Origin of the sequence: Actinomadura sp. NPDC048955 (assembly GCF_040649435.1) — a bacterium.
In the GTDB taxonomy this organism is placed as follows: domain Bacteria; phylum Actinomycetota; class Actinomycetes; order Streptosporangiales; family Streptosporangiaceae; genus Spirillospora; species Spirillospora luteofluorescens.
This window is the reverse complement of the sequence record NZ_JBEZJI010000009.1, coordinates 128222-148179: the sequence shown is the minus strand read 5'-3', so window position 1 is coordinate 148179 and position 19958 is coordinate 128222. Positions and strand designations below refer to the sequence as shown.

The 19958-nt window shown below is 73.1% G+C and carries 19 protein-coding genes and 3 tRNA genes; 13 read left to right on the top strand and 9 right to left on the bottom strand.

What is annotated here, in order from left to right:
• The first annotated feature begins 104 nt into the window (after positions 1-104).
• The 3 genes from AB0C84_RS12440 to AB0C84_RS12430 all read left to right on the top strand — a co-directional run bounded on the left by AB0C84_RS12440 (position 105) and on the right by AB0C84_RS12430 (position 3611).
• Positions 105-1223 (top strand): S1 family peptidase, encoded by a 1119-nt coding sequence (locus AB0C84_RS12440; RefSeq protein ID WP_361064637.1) that lies wholly within the window; start codon positions 105-107, stop codon positions 1221-1223.
• Between the two features lie 168 nt (positions 1224-1391).
• On the top strand, positions 1392-1961 hold the full coding sequence (locus tag AB0C84_RS12435) for a TerD family protein (protein WP_179847957.1): 570 nt from the start codon (positions 1392-1394) through the stop codon (positions 1959-1961).
• Between the two features lie 6 nt (positions 1962-1967).
• Positions 1968-3611 carry a TerD family protein gene (locus AB0C84_RS12430; RefSeq protein WP_361064634.1) on the top strand — a complete coding sequence of 548 codons (1644 nt, stop codon included), beginning with the start codon at positions 1968-1970 and terminating at the stop codon, positions 3609-3611.
• On the opposite strand, the gene AB0C84_RS12425 is transcribed toward AB0C84_RS12430, so the two are convergent.
• From AB0C84_RS12425 to AB0C84_RS12415, 3 genes are all read right to left on the bottom strand, one after another.
• Positions 3608-4087 carry a DinB family protein gene (locus AB0C84_RS12425; protein ID WP_361064631.1) on the bottom strand — a complete coding sequence of 160 codons (480 nt, stop codon included), beginning with the start codon at positions 4085-4087 and terminating at the stop codon, positions 3608-3610. The two genes, AB0C84_RS12430 and AB0C84_RS12425, sit on opposite strands and share 4 nt — an antisense overlap.
• 22 nt (positions 4088-4109) lie before the next feature.
• On the bottom strand, positions 4110-4919 hold the full coding sequence (locus AB0C84_RS12420; RefSeq protein WP_361064628.1) for a metalloregulator ArsR/SmtB family transcription factor: 810 nt from the start codon (positions 4917-4919) through the stop codon (positions 4110-4112).
• Positions 4920-4991: 72 nt separating this feature from the next.
• Entirely contained in the window at positions 4992-6215 is a 1224-nt protein-coding gene (locus AB0C84_RS12415; protein ID WP_361064625.1) for an MFS transporter, read from the bottom strand.
• A 96-nt stretch (positions 6216-6311) separates the two neighbouring features.
• On the opposite strand from AB0C84_RS12415, the gene AB0C84_RS12410 reads away from it, so the two are divergent.
• The gene (locus AB0C84_RS12410) at positions 6312-6551 is read left to right on the top strand and encodes a hypothetical protein (protein ID WP_361064622.1); all 240 of its coding nucleotides are present in this window, start codon (positions 6312-6314) and stop codon (positions 6549-6551) included.
• Between the two features lie 249 nt (positions 6552-6800).
• On the opposite strand, the gene AB0C84_RS12405 is transcribed toward AB0C84_RS12410, so the two are convergent.
• The 3 genes from AB0C84_RS12405 to AB0C84_RS12395 all read right to left on the bottom strand — a co-directional run bounded on the left by AB0C84_RS12405 (position 6801) and on the right by AB0C84_RS12395 (position 7086).
• Positions 6801-6872 (bottom strand) — tRNA-Val (locus AB0C84_RS12405).
• 33 nt (positions 6873-6905) lie between these two features.
• A tRNA-Cys gene (locus AB0C84_RS12400) sits at positions 6906-6976 on the bottom strand.
• 38 nt (positions 6977-7014) lie between these two features.
• Positions 7015-7086, bottom strand: a tRNA-Gly gene (locus tag AB0C84_RS12395).
• 127 nt (positions 7087-7213) lie between these two features.
• Here AB0C84_RS12395 and AB0C84_RS12390 point away from each other — a divergent pair.
• From AB0C84_RS12390 to AB0C84_RS12350, 9 genes are all read left to right on the top strand, one after another.
• Positions 7214-7918, top strand: a complete 705-nt coding sequence (locus AB0C84_RS12390; RefSeq protein ID WP_361064619.1) for a helix-turn-helix domain-containing protein — start codon at positions 7214-7216, stop codon at positions 7916-7918.
• On the top strand, positions 7915-8931 hold the full coding sequence (locus AB0C84_RS12385) for a chorismate-binding protein (RefSeq protein WP_361064616.1): 1017 nt from the start codon (positions 7915-7917) through the stop codon (positions 8929-8931). The genes AB0C84_RS12390 and AB0C84_RS12385 overlap by 4 nt, the downstream gene beginning before the upstream one ends.
• Positions 8882-9718, top strand: a complete 837-nt coding sequence (locus tag AB0C84_RS12380; protein WP_339153775.1) for an aminodeoxychorismate lyase — start codon at positions 8882-8884, stop codon at positions 9716-9718. Before AB0C84_RS12385 ends, AB0C84_RS12380 begins: the two co-directional genes overlap by 50 nt.
• 80 nt (positions 9719-9798) lie before the next feature.
• Positions 9799-11223, top strand: coding sequence for an extracellular solute-binding protein (locus tag AB0C84_RS12375; RefSeq protein WP_361064613.1), 1425 nt, complete (start codon positions 9799-9801; stop codon positions 11221-11223).
• Positions 11195-12166 carry a sugar ABC transporter permease gene (locus tag AB0C84_RS12370; RefSeq protein ID WP_361064610.1) on the top strand — a complete coding sequence of 324 codons (972 nt, stop codon included), beginning with the start codon at positions 11195-11197 and terminating at the stop codon, positions 12164-12166. The genes AB0C84_RS12375 and AB0C84_RS12370 overlap by 29 nt, the downstream gene beginning before the upstream one ends.
• A complete protein-coding gene (locus AB0C84_RS12365; protein ID WP_179847964.1) occupies positions 12163-12990 on the top strand; it encodes a carbohydrate ABC transporter permease in 828 nt (275 codons plus the stop codon). Before AB0C84_RS12370 ends, AB0C84_RS12365 begins: the two co-directional genes overlap by 4 nt.
• Positions 12990-14117, top strand: coding sequence for an ABC transporter ATP-binding protein (locus AB0C84_RS12360; RefSeq protein ID WP_361064606.1), 1128 nt, complete (start codon positions 12990-12992; stop codon positions 14115-14117). Before AB0C84_RS12365 ends, AB0C84_RS12360 begins: the two co-directional genes overlap by 1 nt.
• The gene (locus tag AB0C84_RS12355; RefSeq protein ID WP_361064603.1) at positions 14114-15310 is read left to right on the top strand and encodes a CehA/McbA family metallohydrolase; all 1197 of its coding nucleotides are present in this window, start codon (positions 14114-14116) and stop codon (positions 15308-15310) included. The genes AB0C84_RS12360 and AB0C84_RS12355 overlap by 4 nt, the downstream gene beginning before the upstream one ends.
• On the top strand, positions 15301-18021 hold the full coding sequence (locus AB0C84_RS12350) for an alpha-mannosidase (protein WP_361064600.1): 2721 nt from the start codon (positions 15301-15303) through the stop codon (positions 18019-18021). The genes AB0C84_RS12355 and AB0C84_RS12350 overlap by 10 nt, the downstream gene beginning before the upstream one ends.
• On the opposite strand, the gene ppgK is transcribed toward AB0C84_RS12350, so the two are convergent.
• The 3 genes from ppgK to AB0C84_RS12335 are packed head-to-tail and all read right to left on the bottom strand — an operon-like array spanning position 18018 to position 19904.
• A complete protein-coding gene (gene ppgK / locus AB0C84_RS12345; RefSeq protein WP_361064597.1) occupies positions 18018-18812 on the bottom strand; it encodes a polyphosphate--glucose phosphotransferase in 795 nt (264 codons plus the stop codon). The two genes, AB0C84_RS12350 and ppgK, sit on opposite strands and share 4 nt — an antisense overlap.
• A 28-nt stretch (positions 18813-18840) precedes the next feature.
• Complete coding sequence (locus AB0C84_RS12340; RefSeq protein WP_361064594.1) at positions 18841-19161, bottom strand: multidrug efflux SMR transporter; 321 nt, start codon at positions 19159-19161, stop codon at positions 18841-18843.
• A complete protein-coding gene (locus AB0C84_RS12335) occupies positions 19161-19904 on the bottom strand; it encodes an SDR family oxidoreductase (RefSeq protein WP_361064591.1) in 744 nt (247 codons plus the stop codon). The genes AB0C84_RS12340 and AB0C84_RS12335 overlap by 1 nt, the downstream gene beginning before the upstream one ends.
• Between the last annotated feature and the right edge of the window lie 54 nt (positions 19905-19958).

Below are 19958 nucleotides of genomic sequence, written 5' to 3'. Positions count from 1 at the left end.
CGGTGAACTTCGGGGCGCGTTGAACTCCGTCCCGCCGGGGCGCGTATCCCCACGCGTAGATCGACACCCCGGAACCTGGAGGGTTCATGAGGCGCCGGAAGAGCGTGAGGAACAGTCGGCTGCGCACGGCGGTCACGGCGACCGCGGTGGCCGCCGGATCCGCCGGGCTCCTGGCCGGCTCGCTGTACGTCGTGCACGCCGAGGGACGGCCCGGCGGCCAGGAGGCCAGGCTCGCGGGCGACGCCCGCGCCGGCAGGGCGGCCGCCGCGCCGCCGGAGGGGCGGGCCGCCGCGCGGGCCGCCAGGATCGCGGGCGGGCTCGGCGACCGCACGACCGGCGCCTACGTCGACCCGGCCGGACGCCCCGTCGTCACGGTCACCAACGCCGCGGACGCCGCCGCGGTGCGCGCCGCGGGAGCCGTCCCGAAGATGACGGAGCGCAGCCCGGCGACCCTCAGGAAGGTGACCGGCGCCCTGCGCAGCTCGTTCTCGGACATCCCCGGCACCGGATGGGCCGTGGACCCGGCGACGTCCAAGGTCACGGTGTGGACGGACGACACCGTCACCGGGACGCGGATGGCCGCCGTCCAGCGCACGACCCGCCGGATGGGGGCGGCGGTCCGGATGGTCCGCATCCGGGGCGCGCTGCACACCCTCGCCCTCGGCGGCGACGCGATCTTCGGGCAGGGCGCGCGCTGCTCGCTCGGCTTCAACGTCAAGCGCGGCGGGCAGGACTTCTTCGTCACCGCGGGCCACTGCGGCAACGAGGTGCGGAACTGGGCCGCCGACCAGCAGGGCGCCGAACCCCTCGGCACGACGGTGGACAGCGACTTCCCCGGCAACGACTTCGCGCTCGTCCAGACCGAGCAGGGCGGCGCCGGCCAGAGCGCGGTCAACCTCTACAACGGCCAGGCCCAGGAGATCACCGAGGCCGGCGAGGCCGTGGTCGGCCAGCGCGTGTTCCGCAGCGGCAGCACCACCGGCGTCCACGCCGGCAGCGTCACCGCCACCGGCGCCACCGTGAACTTCGCCGAGGGCACGGTCACCGGCATGATCCAGACGACGGTGTGCGCCGAGCCGGGCGACAGCGGCGGCCCCCTCTTCGCCGGGAGCACCGCCCTCGGCCTCACCTCCGGCGGCTCGGGCGACTGCCAGACCGGCGGCGTCACCTTCTTCCAGCCCGTCACCGAGGCCCTCCAAGCCTTCAACGCGGAAATCGGCTGACCCCGCGGAAAGGAAGCCCAGGCCACATCCGGCCTGGGCTTCCTATTGCCGGTGGTATCGCGTGCGACACCTGAGCCGTGAATCGGGTGACAAGGAGCGGATCGGCTGAAAGGCTGTGCGCGCACCGTGTTCGGGGTGCCTTCAGGGGACAGCGAGGAGGCGACGGTCGTGACCGTCTCAATGGTGAAGGGCCAGCGGATATCGCTGGAGAAGCCCGGCGGTGCGCTCAGCATGGTCCGGATGGGCCTCGGGTGGGACGCGGTGAAGAAGAAGGGCTTCTTCGGCTCCCGGGAGCGGGAGATCGACCTCGACGCGTCCTGCGTGCTGTTCGCCGACGGCAACCTCGCCGACGTCGTCTACTTCGGCAAGCTGGTCAGCGACGACGGCTCCGTCCGGCACACCGGCGACAACCTCACCGGGGCGGGCGACGGCGACGACGAGTCCGTCATCGTCGACCTGGGCCGGCTGCCCGTGCACGTCACCTCGCTGGTGTTCACCGTCAGCTCCTTCAACGGGCAGACGTTCAACGAGGTCGAGAACGCCTTCTGCCGCCTCGTCAACGAGATGGACGGCGGCGAGCTGGCCCGCTACACGCTGACCGGGGGCGGCGCCCACACCGCGATGGTGATGGCCCGCCTCTACCGGCACGGCGAGACCTGGAAGATGAACGCGATCGGCGAGCCCTGCCACGGCCGCACCTTCCAGGACATGCTGCCCACGATCGTCGGCCTCGCCTGACCGCCCATGGCCGAACTGTCGCCCGGCGCCAACGCACCGCTGCCCGCCCGGCGCGTGACCGCCACCGCGTCCTGCGCCGTCCCCGTCGACGTCAGCGCCCTGCTCGTGGGCCCCGGCCTGCGGGCGCGCTCCGACGCCGACCTGGTGTTCTACAACGCGCCCGAGGCGCCCGGCGTGCGCTGGTCCGGTGACGGCCGCCAGCGCGTCGAGGTCGACCTCGACGCCGTCCCGGCCGACGCCGCGGCGGTGCTGATCGCGGTCAGCCTGACCGGCGCGACGACGTTCGGCACGATGCCCCCGCCCCGGCTCGGCCTCACCTCCGGCGCCGGCGACCCGCTCGTCGAGTTCACCGTCCCGGGGCTGGGCCCCGAGCGCGCCATCATCGGGCTGGAGCTCTACCGCCGCGACGGCCGCTGGAAGGTGCGGGCCGTCGGCCAGGGCTACGCCGGCGGGCTGGCCGAACTGCTCGAAGCGCACGGCATCGAGGTGGACGACCCGGGCGAACCCGAGCCCGCCCCCGCCGTCGGCCCGCCCCTGGCAGCCCCCTCACCCGCCGTCCCGCAGCCCGCGGGTCCGCAGCCCACCGTCCCGCCGCCCGCGACCCCGCCGCCCGCGGAGTCGCGACCGCCGAGCCCGCCGCCGGCCTCGGAGGTCGGCTACGTCGAGCGGTGCTGGCTCGTCTGGGAGGACGCCAGCCGGTCCCTGGCGGCGTTCCACTCCTCCACCGAGCACGCGCTCGTCCTGCGCAACGAGGAGATCGCCGGGCGCAAGCCGGCCGGCGGCTTCCAGCGGCTCATGGAGGCGGCCGACCAGCGGCTCCGCGCCGACGCGGCGCAGCTCCGCGACGAACTCGCCCGGGTGGAGCCGCAGGTCACCCCGGAGGCCGCGCCCTTCGACGCGCCCGCCTGGCTCACCTGGCAGCCCCGCGCCGACCTGGCCGAGGGCATGCTGCTGGGCCGCCTGTCCACCGCCGAGCTGCCCGGCCTGCAGGTGCCGCTCATCCTCCGGCTCCCGCTGCGGCGCGCCGTGTGGATCTCGCGGGGGACCATGCCGGGCGACTCCGCCGCCTACGCGTGGTCGCTGGTGACCCGCTTCCTGGCGGCCGTCCCGCCCGGGCTCGTCGGCCTGGAGGTGATCGATGCCGCGGGGCTGTCGGGCGCCGGCTGGCTGCACGGGTTCGACCCGTCCACCACCGCCCGCCTGCTCGGCGGCGGCGTGGCGACCGGCCCGGCGGCTGCCGAGCGCCTCCGCCGCCTCCTCGACCTGGTCGACCTGCGCCGCATCGGCGGCGACGACGGGCCGGCCGCGGGGCCGCCGCTGCGCGTGGTCGTCGTCATGGACGCCGGCGCCGCGCTCGACGGCGAGGACTCGCACCACCTCCTGCGCCTGGTCGAGGACGGACCGCTGGTCGGCGTCCCGGTGCTCCTGGTGGAGACCGACACGCCCGCGGCCGATTCCGTGCGCACCATGCGCGTCCGGCAGGTCTGCAACGACCTCCCCTCCAGCGAGGGCTCCATCGGCGACTCGTGGGTGGGCGCGGAATGGACGCTGATCCCCGACGTGCTCCCGGACACGGTGGGCGGCTCCCGTGCCCCTGCCCTGTTCGCCCACGTCCTCGGCATCCACGCCCGCGCCGACACCGCGCCCTAGGCGTTCGGCGCGAGGTCCAGGATCTGCCGGGTGTGGCCCGGCAGTTCCGTCCCCGCGAGACCGCCGAGCAGGTCGCGCAGGGGCACGGGCTGGTCGACCAGAAGCTCGCCGTTGGACACCAGCCGGGTGGGCACCAGGACGTCGAGTTCGGCGTCGCTGAGCATCGACCCCCCGAGCGAGCACACGGCGTCCGCCTGGAGGGCGATGCGGTTCCGGAGCGCCGCGCCCCCGCCGGCCTGCGCGATGACGCGCTCGATGGTCCAGGGCTCCTGGGCCAGGCGGTTGTCGTAGGTCGCGATGGAGCCCGAGGCGACGGCGGAGACGGCGGTGATCGTGACGGCGTTGATGACGACGAGGTGCGCCAGGATCTGCTCGACGTTCCACTCGCCCGGCGGCGGGACGGTATCGGCGTCGGCCATGCTCGCGGCGGCGTCCAGCAGGGCGCGGTAGGCGTCTCGCAGTGGAGCGGTGTCCATGATGTTCTCCCTCCGTCCGAGCTCAGGCGTGCGTACCGGACATCTCCCACGGCACCTGCGGGAGGACGTCGCCGGTCTCCAGCAGCGACTTGAGGTTCGCCACGACGGCAGGCCACCCCTGGGAGATGCTGCTGAGCGCCTCCTCGTCGGGGAGGTTCTCGTGCGTCACGGTGAGGCGGACGATGTCGTGGTGCGGCTCGACGAGGAAGGTGACGACCGACGCCTCCCCGGGCGATCCGCTGCCGGAGGGGTCCTCGAAGGTGATGGCCAGGCGCGTCGGCGGCTCGGCCACCAGCACGCGCCCGACGCCGTCGACCACGCCTGATCCGTCGGATCGCCGGTGCTCCCAGGACGAGCCCGGCTGCCAGTCCGAGATGTTGGCGTGTCCCCAGAAGCGCGCCGTCAGATCCGCGTCGGTCAGCGCGCGCCACACCTGCTCCGCGGTGGCGCGGATGTAGGTGACGTAGACATAGGTCGGGACGGTCGTCGAATCGCTGGTCATGGCGTACTCCTCTGCCTGGGACTTGATGGCGCCGAGCGCTTGCAGGCGGGGCCTGTCGAACTCCGAGATCCAGCGCTGCTCGATCTCGTGGAGCGGCGCCGGGTTGAGGTAGTGGAGCCGTTCGCGTCCCCGCCTGACGACGGTCACGAGGCCGGCGCCCACCAGGACGTCGAGATGCTGCGTCGCCGACTGCCGTGCCATGTCCAGCCGCTCGCAGAGCTCACGCAGCGTCTGCCCGTTCTGCTCCCGCAGCCGGTCGAGCAGAAGTCGCCGCGTGGGATCGGCCAACGCCTTGAAGACCGGATCCATCCCGCCCGCTTCCAAGTTCACCCGCTCATTATGCAGGTAACTACCTGCCTATCGTCAAGCACGCGTCCGGTGGTCGAGCTGGGACGGGACCGTTCAGATGGCCGGGGCGTCTTCGTGGGCGACCGATTCCCCGCGTGGTCGCTGCGCCCATCGGACGGCCAGTGGCGCCGCCAGGCCCGTCAGGGCGAACAGGGCCCCCACGACATACCAGCCGGGACGCCCCCACGTGACGCACAGGAGGATGAGGAGGCCCGGGCCGATGGCCTCGGCGAGCCCGGCGCCCAGGCCGAACACGCCCAGGTACTGGCCCGTGGCGTGGTCCGGCGCGAGGGCGAACGACACTTCGAAGCCTCCGGCGGAATGCCACAGCTCGCCGAGCGTGTGGACCACGACCGCGGCCATGAGCAGCGTCACGGCGGCCCACGGCGGAGTCCCCGCGGCAAGCGAGACGAGCGAGCAGGACAGGAGGAAGGCCGCGCCCGCCCGGCGATAGGCGCCGCCGCCGCTGGTGGGGGAGTCGATGCTGCGGCTGGCCCGCACCTGGAAGACGATGACCATGACCGTGTTGAGGACCATCGTCCCCGAGACGAGCCAGCGGGGAGCGGTCGTCGCTCCGACCAGCCAGAGCGGCAGGGCGACGGTCAGCACCTTGAACTGCACGGCCATGATCCCGTCGATCGCGGTGAGAGCGAGGTAGGGCCGGTCGCGCAAGGCGACCCACCGGGGGCCTTCGGTGACGGGCCTGGGCGGTGCGTGCGGCAGGAGGCACACCACCGCCGCGGACACCGCGAAGGCTGCCGCGTTGCCGACGACCAGGAGCCGGTAGGCGGTGAGCGTGCCCGCCTGCACCGCCCAGCCGGCCAGCACCGCCCCGAGCGAGATGCCGACGTTGGTCACGGCGCGAAGGTAGGCGCGGAACTCCTGCGGCCGGTCCCCGCCGTAGCGGCGTATCAGGGGACTGCGTGCCGCGAGCCCCGCCGCCTTGGCCCCGGTGGCCGTGCACACGGCGACGAGGAACAGCCAGAACCGGTCCGCCAGCACGAATCCCGCCGTCGCCAGCGCTTGGACGACAAGGGTGACCGCGTAGACGCCGCGCGCTCCCCGGGTGTCCGCGAGATGCCCGGCGGCGATGCCCACGGCCAGCGAGACGAGCCCGGCGAGCCCGAGCCCGGCCCCGACCTGGCCCGCCGGAAGGCGCACCGCCTCGGTGAAGTACAGAACGCCGGCGGTCAGATAGAGCCCGCTCCCGACCGTGTAGACGAAGTTCGACGCCGCGATGACGCGCTGCGGCCCGGTAGGGGGCATCAGGTGGGGCATGGGTCGCCGCACTCCAGGAGCTGAGGCATTAATTGCGAATATCTTGCAACAACAACTCTCTTGCGGGAAGACCTGAAGGTCCGGGTTCATGCCGGATTGAGTGATCTTGGTAAGGCGTCGGGGGCGGTGTACTGCGCCCGCAACCACCTGAGCCCGGCCGGTGAGGGCGGGATCCATCAGGCGTACGGCGGGCTGCTGCGCGACCGTCCGGCGCTCCGCGCACCGATCGCCGGGGACTACCAGCTGGAGGGCATGAAGCGGGAGATCCGCGCGGCTGTCGCGGCGGGCCTGGGCGGCTTCACACGCAAGGCGATGAGGCAGACCCCAGCCGCCTAAAAGAGTGGCGTGTACCGAAGCCGCCACGGGCCTCAAGGCACAAACAAAACCCCAGCCCCGCACGCAGGGGGGACGGAGTCCCCGCATCGGGGGTCTGGGGTCGCCCCCCGGGAAAGCATTGCGGGCTGCCGGGGAGGGCGCGAAGCGCCGACCACGACAGCCCGACTCGGGGGTCTGGGGGTCGCCCCCAGGAAAGCATTGCGGGCTGCCGGGGAAGGCGCAAAGCGCCGACCACGACAGCCCGACTCGTGGGCGATACTGGGATTGAACCAGTGGCCTCTACCGTGTCAAGGTAGCGCTCTCCCACTGAGCTAATCGCCCGGGTCCGTCGCCTCCTGGGGGAGGTACGGGTTGAGGTGGAGACGGGATTTGAACCCGTGTACACGGCTTTGCAGGCCGTTGCCTCGCCTCTCGGCCACTCCACCAGAAGGAGACCTTCTGGTCATAGCCTGAGGCCCCTCAGAGCGGAAGACGGGATTTGAACCCGCGACCCTCACCTTGGCAAGGTGATGCTCTACCCCTGAGCCACTTCCGCTTGCGCCCTTCGGCGACGGGGAAAACATTAGCGCGTCCTGGGCGGTGACGCGAACCGGTTTGCGCGGTGGTGCGGGCCGGGGATGCTTCGGCGCTGGTCGAAGGGTGGGTCGCCTAGGCTCGGTGGCATGGGCTCGGAACAGGTCGTGAGTGTGGATTTCGCGCCGGTCGCGGCTCTGCTCGCGGACCGGGCGCGGGCCGCGATGCTGACGGCGCTGCTGGACGGGCGGCCGCTCGCGGCGGGGGAGCTGGCGAGGACGGCCGGGGTGAGCGCCCAGACGGCGAGCGCGCATCTGTCGCGGCTGCTGGACGGCGGGTTCGTGACGGTCGTCAAGCAGGGGCGGCACCGGTACTACCGGCTGCGGGGGAGCGAGGTCGCCCAGGTGATCGAGGCGTTGTCGCGGATCAGCCCGCCGGTGCGGGTGAACAGCCTGCGGCAGTCGCGGGACGCGCGGCGCCTGCACGAGGCGCGGACGTGCTACGACCACCTCGCGGGCATCGCCGGGGTGGCGCTGTTCGCGGCGCTGGTGGACGGCGGCCTGATCGAGGCGGCGGGCGGCGACGCCTACGAGGTGACGGAGAAGGGCGAGGAGCGTCTCGGGGCGCTGGGCCTGGATCTCGAGGCGTTGCGGAGCGCGCGGCGGAGGTTCGCGTGGCAGTGCCTCGACTGGACGGAGCGGCGGCCGCACCTGAACGGGGCTCTCGGGGAGGCGCTCACCAGCCGGATGATCGAGCTCGGCTGGTTCGAGCGCGGCAGTACGCGGCGGGCGCTGGTGGTGACCGAGGCGGGGCTGGCGGGCCTGTCCGATTCGTTCGGGTGCGTGCTGGGGTGAGCTTCGCCTATGCCGGGGGGCTGCTGGCCACCGGGCTCGCGGATGTGACGTCCGACCTGGGTGCGCTGGATTCGCGCGGCTGGTGGGCGGTCGTGGTGACCTACGAGGGGGAGGTCACGTGCGCCCGGTTCGAGACGGTGCGGCCCGCGCCGCATCCGGGGGGCGCGTGGGCCGGGCCGGGGGGTTGGACGAGTTCGCTCGACGAGGCCGCCTACGTCGCGGGGGTCGAGCGCATCCGCGGCGCGATCGCCGACGGTGTCGTCTACCAGGCCAATCTCTGCCGCGTGCTGTCCGCGGAGCTGCCGGTCGGCGCCGACATCGCCGGCCTGGGGGCGAGGCTCGCGGAGCGCCATCCGGCGCCCTACGCGATGACGCTCAAGGTGCCGGGCCTGGAGGTCGCCTCCGCCTCGCCCGAGCTGTACCTGCGGCGGGACGGCCGGGTGGTCGAGTCCCGTCCGATCAAGGGGACCGGGCGGACGGCGGACGACCTGCAGCCCAAGGACCGCGCCGAGAACGTGATGATCGTCGACCTGGTCCGCAACGATCTCGGACGGGTCGCGGAGACCGGTTCGGTGAGCGTGCCCGAGCTGTGCGCGCTGGAGGAGCATCCCGGGCTCGTCCATCTGGTGTCGTCGGTGCGGGCGCGGCTGGCGGGGGGAGGCTGGCCGGAGCTGATCGCCGCGACGTTTCCTCCGGGTTCGGTGACGGGCGCCCCGAAGTCGAGCGCGCTGAGCCTGCTGGAAGAGCTCGAACCCGTCCCCCGGGGGCCGTACTGTGGGGCCATCGGCTGGGTGGACGCGGACTCCCGGCGGGGCGCCCTCGCCGTGGGCATACGGACGTTCTGGGCGCTGGACGGCGTGCTGCGGTTCGGGACCGGCGCCGGCATCACCTGGGGGTCCGATCCACATCGCGAGTGGCGCGAGACCGAGCTGAAGGCGGCTCGGCTATTGGAGGTGGCTTCCGGTGACGGAGCAGGCCAGGATCTGGCTGAACGGGGAACTGCTCGACCCTGAGCGGGCGGTGGTGTCGGTCTTCGACCACGGCATGCTCGTCGGGGACGGGATCTTCGAGACCGTGAAGGCGGCGAACGGGGAGCCGTTCGCGCTGACCCGGCATCTGCGGCGGCTGGCCCGGTCGGCGGCCGGACTCGGGCTGCCCGAGCCCGACCACGACGCTCTCGCGCAGGGCACGCTGGAGGTGCTCGCGGCCGCTCCGAAGTGGCCGCTGGCCCGCATCCGCATCACCTACACGAGCGGCCCGGGGCCGCTCGGCTCCGCGCGCGGCGACGCGGGCCCGACCGTGTCGATCATCGCCGGCCCGCAGGCCCCGTTCCCGGCGACGGCGGACGTGACGGTCGTGCCGTGGCCGCGCAACGAGCGGGGCGCCCTGTCGGGCCTCAAGACCACGTCCTACGCGGAGAACGCGCTGGCGCTGGCCTACGCCGGCGAGCGCGGCGGCGGCGAGGCGATCTTCGCCAACACCGCCGGGAACCTGTGCGAGGGGACGGGGAGCAACATCTTCCTCGTGCTCGGCGGGCGGCTCGTCACGCCGCCGCTGGCGTCCGGCTGCCTGGCCGGGGTGACGCGCGCGCTGACGCTGGAGTGGTGCGGCGGCGAGGAGGAGGACGTCGCGCTGGACGACCTCTACCGGGCGGACGAGGCGTTCCTGACGTCGACGACCCGCGACGTCCAGCCGATCCGGGCCGTGGACGGGACGGTCCTCCCGGCGGCCCCCGGCCCGATCACGGCGAAGGCCATGGAGGCGTTCGCGGCCCGGTCCGCCGAGCTGATGGACCCCTGAACCAGAAAAACGATCTCCGAGTCTTTACGTGATCGAATTCTTCGTTCACGTTATGTGGTGACGCTTGTAGGAGGTCACCCATGGTCTTCTCCAGTAGGGACTTCTCCAGGAGGCGGATCGGCGCGGCGGCCGCGCTCGCACTGGCGGGCGCGGCGCTCGCCGGGTGCGGCGGCGGTTCTCCGGCGGACCCCGACCGGGGCAAGGACGCCAAGAGCTTCTCCCTGACGATCACCCGCAACGCCATCGCGGGCGGCAAGAACACCGAAGAGGCCGAGTGGATCACCAGGACGGTGATCCCGAGGTTCGTCGCCGCGCAGAAGGCCAAGGGCGTGACGGCGAAGGTGTCGTTCCGCGGCCAGGGCGTGGACGACGAGGTGTACAAGACGAAGCTGGCGCTCGACCTGAAGTCGCGCTCCGGTGCCGACATCATGGACATCGACGGCATCTGGGTCGGCGAGTTCGCCCAGGCCGGCTACATCCTGCCGCTCTCGAAGGCGGTCGGCGCCCCCGCCGGCGCCTGGGAGGGCTGGTCGCGGATCCCCGGCTCGGTCCAGCGGCTGGCGACGTTCGAGGGCGAGCGGTACGGCGTCCCGCCCGCGACCGACGGCCGCCTCATCTTCTTCAACCGGAAGCTGTTCGCGCGGGCCGGCCTGCCCGCCGGCTGGCAGCCGAAGAGCTGGCAGGAGATCATCGAGGCGGGCCGCGCCCTGAAGAAGCTCCCCGGCGTGACTCCGATCCAGCTGAACGCGGGCACCGCGATGGGCGAGGCCACCAGCATGCAGGGGGCGCTCCCGCTGCTGGCCGGGGCGGGCGCGGAGATCTGGGCGGACGGCAGGTGGACGGGCGGCGGCCAGGCGCTCAAGCAGGTCCTCGGCCTGTACGCGCAGGTCTACGGCCGTGAGGGCCTGGGCGATCCCAAGCTCCAGCAGGAGGCCAAGGGGCGCGACAAGTCGTTCGAGGAGTTCGCCGCCGGCAAGATCGGCATCCTGTTCGAGGGCGACTACTTCTGGCGGGACGTCCTCAACCCGAAGACGGGCGTCGCGAAGATGGCCACCCGCGACCAGGACGTCGGCTACGCGCTGATCCCCGCCGTCTCCCAGGGCCGGGGCCTGCGCGGGCAGTCTTTCGTGAGCATGTCGGGCGGCTCGGTGACCGTCCTCAACCCGAACACGAAGTTCCCGCAGCAGGCGTTCGAGCTGCTGGCCTTCATGAACTCCCCGGAGATGGTCAAGGCGCGGACGGCCGGCACCCCCGAGATCACGTCCCGGACGGACGTGAACAAGGAGATCCTCGCGAACGACCCGTTCCTGACGTTCGTGTCGGAGAAGGTGCTGCCCGTCACCTCGTACCGGCCGGGGCTCTCGGCCTACCCGCAGGTGTCGACGGCCTTGCAGGAGGCCACGGCTAGCGTGGTGTCGGGCAGGAGCCCGGACCAGGCCGCCGCCGAGTACGCGAAGAAGCTGGAAGGGATCGCCGGTGGCGCCGCCCACGTCGCCCCGCGCTGACGTCGCGCCCGCGGCCGCGCCGTCCTTCGGGGACGACGCGGCCGGGCTGGGCCGGGGGCGCGCCGCGGCGTTCGTCGCGCCGGCGCTGGTCCTGGTCGCGGTGTTCCTGGTGTTCCCCGCGCTCTGGACCCTCTACCTGGGCACGACCGACTACCGGCTCACCGGCGTCGCCGCGAGCCAGCCGCGGTTCGTCGGGACCGGCAACTACCGGGACGTGCTCGGCGACGGGGACTTCCACCGGTCGCTGTGGCTGACGCTCCAGTTCGTCCTGGGGTCGGCGGTGATCGGGCAGACCGTGCTCGGCTTCGCGATCGCGTGGGTGATGCGCGACCGGTCCGGCCCGGTCAGGCGTCTGGTCGAGGGGCTGGTGCTGCTGGCCTGGATCCTGCCGTCCTCGGTCATCGCGTTCCTGTGGATCGCGCTGCTCGACCGCGACGGCGGGACCCTCAACGCCGTGCTCGGCACCCCGGGCACGGCGTGGCTGCTCGACCATCCGATGGCGTGCGTCGTCGTGTTCAACGTCTGGCGCGGGACCGCGTTCTCGATGATGCTCTGCGGCGCGGCCCTCGGGAACGTTCCACCGTCCCATCTGGAGACGGCGCGGCTCGCGGGCGCCTCGACGTGGCAGACGCTCCGCGACGCGGTGTTCCCGCGCGTCAGGGGCCATCTGCTGACGAGCCTGCTGCTGGTCAGCCTGTGGACGTTCAACGACTTCACCCCCTTCCTGATCACCGCGGGCGGCCCGGACGGGCGCTCGGAGATCATGTCGGTGTACGTGTACCGGACGGCGCTCGGCGACGGCCGGCTCGGGTTCGGCGCCGCCATCTCACTGATCATGATCCTGATCAACCTGATGATCGCGCTGGTCTACCTGCGGGCCCTGCGCGACCGCGGCCGCGCCCGCTCGGCGCAGGCCGGTGCGGCGGAGGGGGCGGCCGCGTGAACGCCGCCGTGCGCGAGGCGCTGCGCCGGATCGGGCTGGCCACGTTCGTGTCGGCCGTCCTCGGGTTCTTCGCGCTGCCGCTGCTCTGGCTGGCGTTCGCGCCGTTCGACGCGAACCCGGGCATCGCGGCGTCGCTGCCCGAGTTCACCCTGCACAACTTCCGGGTCCTGCTGGACAACCCCTACGCGCTCGCGTCGCTGCGCAACTCGGTGCTGCTGGCCGCCGGGACGGCCGCGCTCGTGGTCGCGACCGCGTCGCTGGCCGCGTACGCGCTGAGCCGGGTCCGGGTGCCCGGCCGGGACCTGCTGCTCTACGTCCTGCTCCTGCTGTCGTCGATCATCACGGGGACGGCCGCGATGGTGCCGGTGTTCCTGCTGGCCTTCAACCTGCACCTGATCGACTCGCGGATCGGCGTGATCCTGGTGCTGACCGGCGGGCTGCTGCCCGCGGCGATCTTCCTGCTGAAGGACTTCACCGACGCCACGCCCACGTCCTACGAGGAGGCCGCGCGGGTGTTCGGCGCCTCGCCGCTGCAGGTCCTGCGGCACGTCGTCGTCCCGGTCATCCGGCCCGGCCTCGCCACCGTGGCGGTCTGGACGGTCGCGCAGGTGTGGGGCGACTTCCTCATGCCGTTCCTGCTCCTGCGCGACCCGGACAAGGCCCCCGCCTCGGTGATCATGTACACGTTCTACACCGAGGGCGGGCAGCCGGACCTGCCGCTGATCTCCACGTTCTCGCTGCTGTACTCCCTGCCGGTCGTGCTCATGTACCTGTTCGTCAGCCGCCGGTACGGGTTCCGCTTCCACGGAGGGATCAAGCGCTGATGGGGTCCATCACGATCCGGCGGCTGACGAAGGTCTATCCGGGCGGCGTCCGGGCCCTGGACGCGCTCGACCTGGACGTCACCATGGGCGAGTTCTTCGCGCTGCTCGGCCCGTCCGGCTGCGGCAAGACGACGCTGCTCCGCACGATCGCCGGCCTGGAGGCGGCCACGGGCGGGACGATCCGCCTCGGCGACGAGGACGTGACGCGGCTCCAGCCGGGGCGCCGCGACGTCGGCATGGTGTTCCAGGACTACGCGCTGTTCCCGCACATGACCGTCATGGACAACATCGCCTACCCGCTGCGCGTCAGGAGGCAGAGCCGCGCCGTCCGGTACGGGCGGGCCGCCGAGGCCGTCCGGGAGCTCGGCCTCGGGGGGCTGGAGCGGCGGCGCCCGGGGGAGCTGTCGGGCGGCCAGCAGCAGCGGGTCGCGCTGGCGCGCGCCGTGGTGGCCGATCCGCGGGTCCTCCTGCTGGACGAGCCGCTGTCCAACCTGGACGCGCGGCTCCGACTGGAGGCCCGCACGTTCCTGAAGAGGTTCCAGCACCGCCTCGCGTTCACCTCGGTGTTCGTCACGCACGACCAGGCGGAGGCGCTGGCGCTCGCCGACCGGATCGCGGTCATGGAGGCGGGACAGATCCGGCAGATCGGTACGCCCGCGGAGGTGTTCCGGCGTCCGGCGAACCTGTTCGTGGCCTCGTTCATCGGGTCGACGCCGATGAACCTGCTGCCCGGCACGGTCCGCGGTGGTGCCGTCGCGGCCTGCGGGACCGTGCTGCCCGTCCCGGAGGAGGCGCGCGGCCTCGTTCCGGACGGGCAGGAGGTCGTGTGCGGGGTACGTCCCGAGTACATGGAGTTCAGCACCGAACCGGTGGACGGGGCGTTCGGCGGGAGAGTGTCAGTGGTGGAGAACCTCGGCGCGTCCTCCCTGGTGACCCTGGACGTCGACGGCGAGACGGTGCGGGTCGTGGTGGGGGAGGGCGTCGAGGTCCAGCTCTCCGCGGAGGGGTGGGCGTCGCCGCGTCCGGGACGCGTCCTGCTCTACCGCGACGGCGAACTGGTGACCGGAGACGGCGACGAGGCCGGGAGGGCGGCGGCCTCCCTGACCAAGGACGGGAAGAGCGGATGACCGTGCACGGCGGACGGTGGAGCCTGGAGGACCGTCTGGAGCAGGGCCTGCGCGAACTCCCTTTCGAGGTGCCGCAGGGCACGGCGTCCATCACGGTCGAGCTCTCCTTCGACGGCGGTGTGATCGACCTGGGCTGCCACGGGCCGGACGGGTTCCGCGGCTGGTCCGGTGGGGCGCGCCGCCGGTTCACGATAGGCGCGGACTGGGCGACGCCCGGATATCTCCCCGGCGAGCTCGAACCGGGCCTGTGGCACGTCTGGCTCGGGCTGCACCGGATCCCACCGGACGGCGTCCCGTACGAGGTCACCGTCACGACCTCTGGGACGGCCCCAACGCGGCCAGACGAAACGCCGCCTCCACGGCCGGAACGACCGTCCCGCCCTGATCTCCCCGCCCCGGACGGGATGCGCTGGCTCGCCGGTGACCTGCACTCGCACACCGTCCACAGCGACGGCACGCTCACCGTCCACGAACTGGCGTGCCTCGCCGCCTCCCGGGGCCTCGACTACCTCGCGGTCACCGACCACAACACCGTCAGCCACCACCCCGAGCTGCCCGCCGCCGGGGCGCACGCCGGGATCCTTCTGCTGCCCGGCCAGGAGGTCACCACCGACCTCGGCCACGCGAACGTCTTCGGCGACACCGGCTGGATCGACTTCCGCGGCCCGAGCGCCGACTGGGCGGCCTCCGCCGCCGCGCGCGGCGGCCTCATGTCGATCAACCACCCGCTCAGCGGCGACTGCGCCTGGCGCCGCCCGCTGCCCGCCGACCACCGGCCGCGCCACGCCGAGATCTGGCATTCGTCCTGGTGGGACCGCCGCTGGGGCGCACCGCTCGCCTGGGCGCAGGTCTGGCGTCCGCAGGGCGTCGTCCCGCTCGGCGGCAGCGACTTCCACGACCCGGCGCAGGAGAAGAGCCTCGGCGAGCCCGTCACCTGGGTCCTCGCCGAAGGAGACGACGTCCTGGGCGGGCTCGCGGCGGGCCGGACGGCGGTGTCCGCCGGCCTGGACGCGCCGGTGCTGCTGCGCGTCGACGGCGAGCTCGTCGCCCTCGGCGCGGACGGCACCGTGCTGGCCCGGCCGGACGGGCGCCGCACCGCCGTCCGGGGCGACCGCGTCCGGATGCCGGCGGAGGCGGCGGGCATGCATCGACTGGAGACCCACGAGAACGAGGTGATCGCACTGTGCGGGTAGCAGGCCGGGCCGAGGACTCAGAGATCGTCGTCGTGCCGCACACCCACTGGGACCGCGAGTGGTACCTGCCGTTCCAGCGTTTCCGGCTCCGCCTGGTGTCGCTGCTGGACGGCGTCATCGACGGGATGGAGGCCGACCCGCGCTGGCACTTCACCCTGGACGGGCAGATGGCCGCCGTCGACGACTACCTGGAGATCCGCCCCGAGAAGCGCGAGCGGATGGCCGCGCTCGTCCGGGAGGGCCGGCTCGCCGTCGGGCCCTGGCAGATCCTGCACGACGAGTTCCTGTGCTCGGGGGAGAACATCGTCCGGAACCTGGAGCTCGGGCTGCGGCGCGCGGAGGAGCTGGGCGCCGCGATGATGGTCGGCTACCTTCCTGACCAGTTCGGGCACTGCGCGCAGACCCCGCAGATCCTCAGGCTCGCGGGGATCGAGCACGCCTGCGTGTGGCGCGGCGTCCCGGACCGGGTCCGCACCCGCGCGTTCGCCTGGGAGGCGCCCGACGGGACCGCGATCCGCACCCAGTACCTCCCCGAGGGCGGCTACGGCAACGCCGCGTCGATGTTCGAGGAGTTCGAGGACGGCGCGTCCCTGCTGCCCGGCCGCGTCGCCGGGTTCGCGGAGGCGATGGGCCGCTGGTACCCGGGCGGCGGCCCCCTGCTGGCCATGTACGGGGCCGACCACACCGCGCCCGCCGCCGACCTCGCCGACCGGGTCGCCTCCGCCGGGCCCGCGATGAGGCTGGACACGCTCGCCGGCTACTTCGCGGGCGAGACCCCGTCCGTGGACGGGCTGCCGCACGTCCGGGGCGAGCTGCGGTCCCACGCCCGCGCCAACATCCTTCCCGGCGTGCTGTCGGCCCGCGTCCGACTCAAGCAGCTCATGGGGCGCGCCGAGCGGCTCGTCGAACGGTACGCCGAGCCCCTGACGGCCCTCTGGTACACCGGCGACGCGCAGCGGTTCCTCGACCTGGCGTGGCGGCGCCTCATCGAGGTGAGCTGCCACGACTCGGTCACCGGATGCGGCAGCGACGAGACCGCCGAGCAGGTCGCGGCGCGCATGGCGGAGGCCGAGCAGCTCGGCCGCGCGGTCTGCGACCTGGTGACCGCCGAGCGCGCCGGGGCGGCGCCCCTCGGCTCGCACCTGGTGTTCAACCCGACCCCCGCCGCCCGGACCGGCCTCGTCACCCTGGACATTCCGTGCGAAGGGGACCCCGGTCTGGTGACGGGGGACGGACGGCCCGTCCCTGTGCAGACGCTCGACATCGCGCCCACCGTCCTGGACGACGCCGTCCACCCGGCCTCCGAGCTGCCGATACTTCTGGAGCGGGTGTACGGACGGGTGCTGTTCGGGCAGGAGATCCGCGACTGGGCGGTGTCCCAGGCGGATCGCACGCTCACCTTCCACGTCACGTCCCGCGCCGAGGTCCCGTTCGACATCGGCGAGGTGCGGGAGGCGCTCCGCGATGCGGACGGAGAGTGGCGGGTACGGATCGTGGCCGACCCGCGCCGCACGGTCGCCGCCCTGGTCGACGTGCCCGCGCTGGGGCTCACCGCCGTCCAGCCCGCCGCGCCGGCCGGTGCCGCCGAGGGGCCGGTGAAGGCCGAGGGCCACGTCCTGGACAACGGGCTGCTGCGCGCCGAGGTCCGGGAGGACGGCACCCTCCAGCTGCGCACCCCGTCCGGCCACATCGTCGAGGGGGTCGGACGCGTCGTGGACGGCGGCGACCTCGGCGACTCCTACAACTACGCCCCGCCCGCCGAGGACCGCATCGTCGGCGACCCCCTGACGGTCGACGTCCGTCCCGTGTGGGACGGGCCGCTCGTCGCCGCGCTCGACATCGTCCGGACCTACCGGTGGCCCGCCTCCGGGGACGCTTCGCGCGACGCCCGGTCCGAGGCCGAGGAGGACGTGACCGTCAGCACCCGCGCCGAACTGCGCGCCGGGGAGCCCTTCCTCCGGCTGCACGTCACGTTCGACAACCGCTGCGACGACCACCGTGTCCGGCTGCACATGTCGCTGCCGCGCCAGGCCGGCTCGTCCTTCGCCGAGGGGCAGTTCGCGATCGTCGAGCGGGGGCCCGCGGCGGAGGGCGGCTTCGGGGAGCGGCCGGTGCCGACGTTCCCCGCGTCCGGGTTCGTCGCCGCCGGCGGCCTCGCCGTCCTGCTGGAGCACGCCACCGAGTACGAGGTCCTCGGCGGACGGGAGATGGCGCTCACCCTGCTGCGCTCGATCGGCTACCTGTCACGCGACCGCAACGCCTACCGGGACCAGCCTGCCGGGCCGCAGCTGCCCACCCCGGGGGCCCAGTGCCGCGGCGAGCGCGCGGTCGGCCTCGCGATCATGCCGTACTCCGGTGAGGCGCCGGGAACCGACGTCCTGCAGGCCGCCGAGACCTACCGGCATGACCTGCTCACCGCCGTCGGATACGGGCGCGCCGCCCTGCCTCTCCCGGCCCCCCGGGCTGGCCTCTCGATCACCGGCGACGGCGTGGCGATGACCTCGCTCCGCCTCCGCGACGGCTGGACCGAGACCCGGATGGTCGCCCAGTGCGCCCACCCCACCACGGCCGTCCTGCGAGGCGACCTCACCGAGGCGACCCGCGTCGACCTGCGCGGACGCCCCGGCATCCCGCTCGACGTCCACGACGGGACGGCCACGCTGGCACTGCGGCCCTGGGAGATCGCGACCGTCCGCTTCCGGACGTCCTAGCGTGCGGCCCCCGCCGCTTGGCCGTGAGCGGCCTCGGCCGCCCCGTCATGAGCGGCCTCGGCCGCCATGGCCGCTCCCACGATGCCCGCGTTGTTCACCAGCCGCGCCGGGACGATCTCCGCCCGGACGCCCTCGATCAGCGGGAGGAAGTGCTCGGACTTCTTGCTCACCCCGCCGCCCACGATGATCAGCGAGGGGGAGATCAGCGCCTCCAGATGGCCCATGTAGACGCTGAGCCGCTTCGCCCACTTCTTCCAGCTGAGGTCGTGCTCCTCCCGCGCCTTCGCCGCCGCGCGGATCTCGGCGTCCTCACCGTCGATCTGGAGGTGCCCGAACTCGGTGTTCGGGACGAGGACGCCGTCGGTGAACAGCGCGCTGCCGATCCCCGTCCCCAGCGTGAGCACGACGACCGTGCCCCGCCGGCCGCGGCCCGCGCCGAGCCGCATCTCCGCGATCCCCGCGGCGTCCGCGTCGTTGAGCAGCGTGATCTCCCGGCCGGTCGCGTCCGCGATCAGCGACTCCGCCTCCAGCCCGATCCAGTGCCCGGACACGTTCGCCGCCGACATCGTCGTGCCGCCGATCACCACGCCGGGATAGGTGACCCCGACCGGTCCCTCCCACCCGAAGTGCTCCACGACCTGCGCGAGCACCTTCGCGACCGCCTTGGGCTTCGACGGCTGCGGCGTGTCCACCCGGAACCGCTCCCGGGTGAACGACCCGTCCGACAGGTCGACCGGCGCGCCCTTGATCCCCGACCCGCCGATGTCGATCCCCAGCATCTCCCTCGCCATGCCCCCACTCTGCCCGATCTTTACCCCGCTAAGAGCCCTCCAGCATCTGCAGGCCGACCACGCCGACGACGATCAGGCCGAGGAACGCCAACCGGGCCGGCGACGCGCTCTCACCGAACGCGACCATGCCGACCAGCGCGACGCCGAGCGCCCCCAGGCCGACGAAGACCGCGTACGCCGTCCCGACCGGCAGCGTCCGCAGCGACAGCGACAGCACCACCACGCTGAGCAGCGCGACCGACAGGCCGATGACGGTCGGCCAGAGCCGCGTCAGGCCGTCCGACTGCTTCAGCGCCGTCGCCCACACCAGCTCCGTCAACCCCGCGATCAGCAGAAAGATCCAGGCCATCAGGCTGCGTACCCTCCGTCCACGGCGATCGCCGCACCGGTGACATAGTCCCCGCCCGGACCCGCCAGATGCGCGACCATGGCGGCGATCTCCTCGGCGCGCGCGTACCGGCCGAGAGCCGTGAAGCCGCGCTCGAACTCGGCGTCGGGGGAGTCAGCGGGGTTCATCTCGGTGTCGGTGGAGCCCGGCTGCACCACGTTCGCGGTGATCCCGCGCGGCCCGAGATCGCGGGCCAGACCCCGGGTGAGCCCGGTGAGCGCCGACTTGCTCATGGCGTACAGCGTCCAGCCCGCGTAGGGGACGCGCTCGGCGAGGCTGCTGCCGATGTTGATGACGCGCCCGCCCGGCCCGAGATGGCGGGCCGCCGCCTGCGCCGCGACGAACGCCGCCCGGACGTGGATCGCCAGGGTCCGGTCGAGCTCGGCGGCCGTCACGTCCTCCAGAGGCCCGTAGGGCGCGATCCCCGCGTTGTTGACCAGGATGTCGAGCCGGCCCAGTTCGGCCGCCGTCCGGTCGACGGCCGCGACGACGGCCGCGGGGTCGGCGGCGTCGGCGGCGATCGCCAGCCCCCGCACGCCCGCCGCCTCGATCTCACCGACGACGCCGGCGGCCCGTTCCGGGGCCCGCACGTAGGTCACCGCGACGTCGGCGCCGTGCCGCGCCAGCCGCCGCGCGATCGCCGCCCCGATGCCGCGCCCGCCCCCCGTCACCAGCGCCACCCGTCCTGCCAGATCCGCCGTCATCTCAGCTCCCGCCACTAATCGGAGAAGTTTCCGCTTAGCGAGCATAACCGGAGA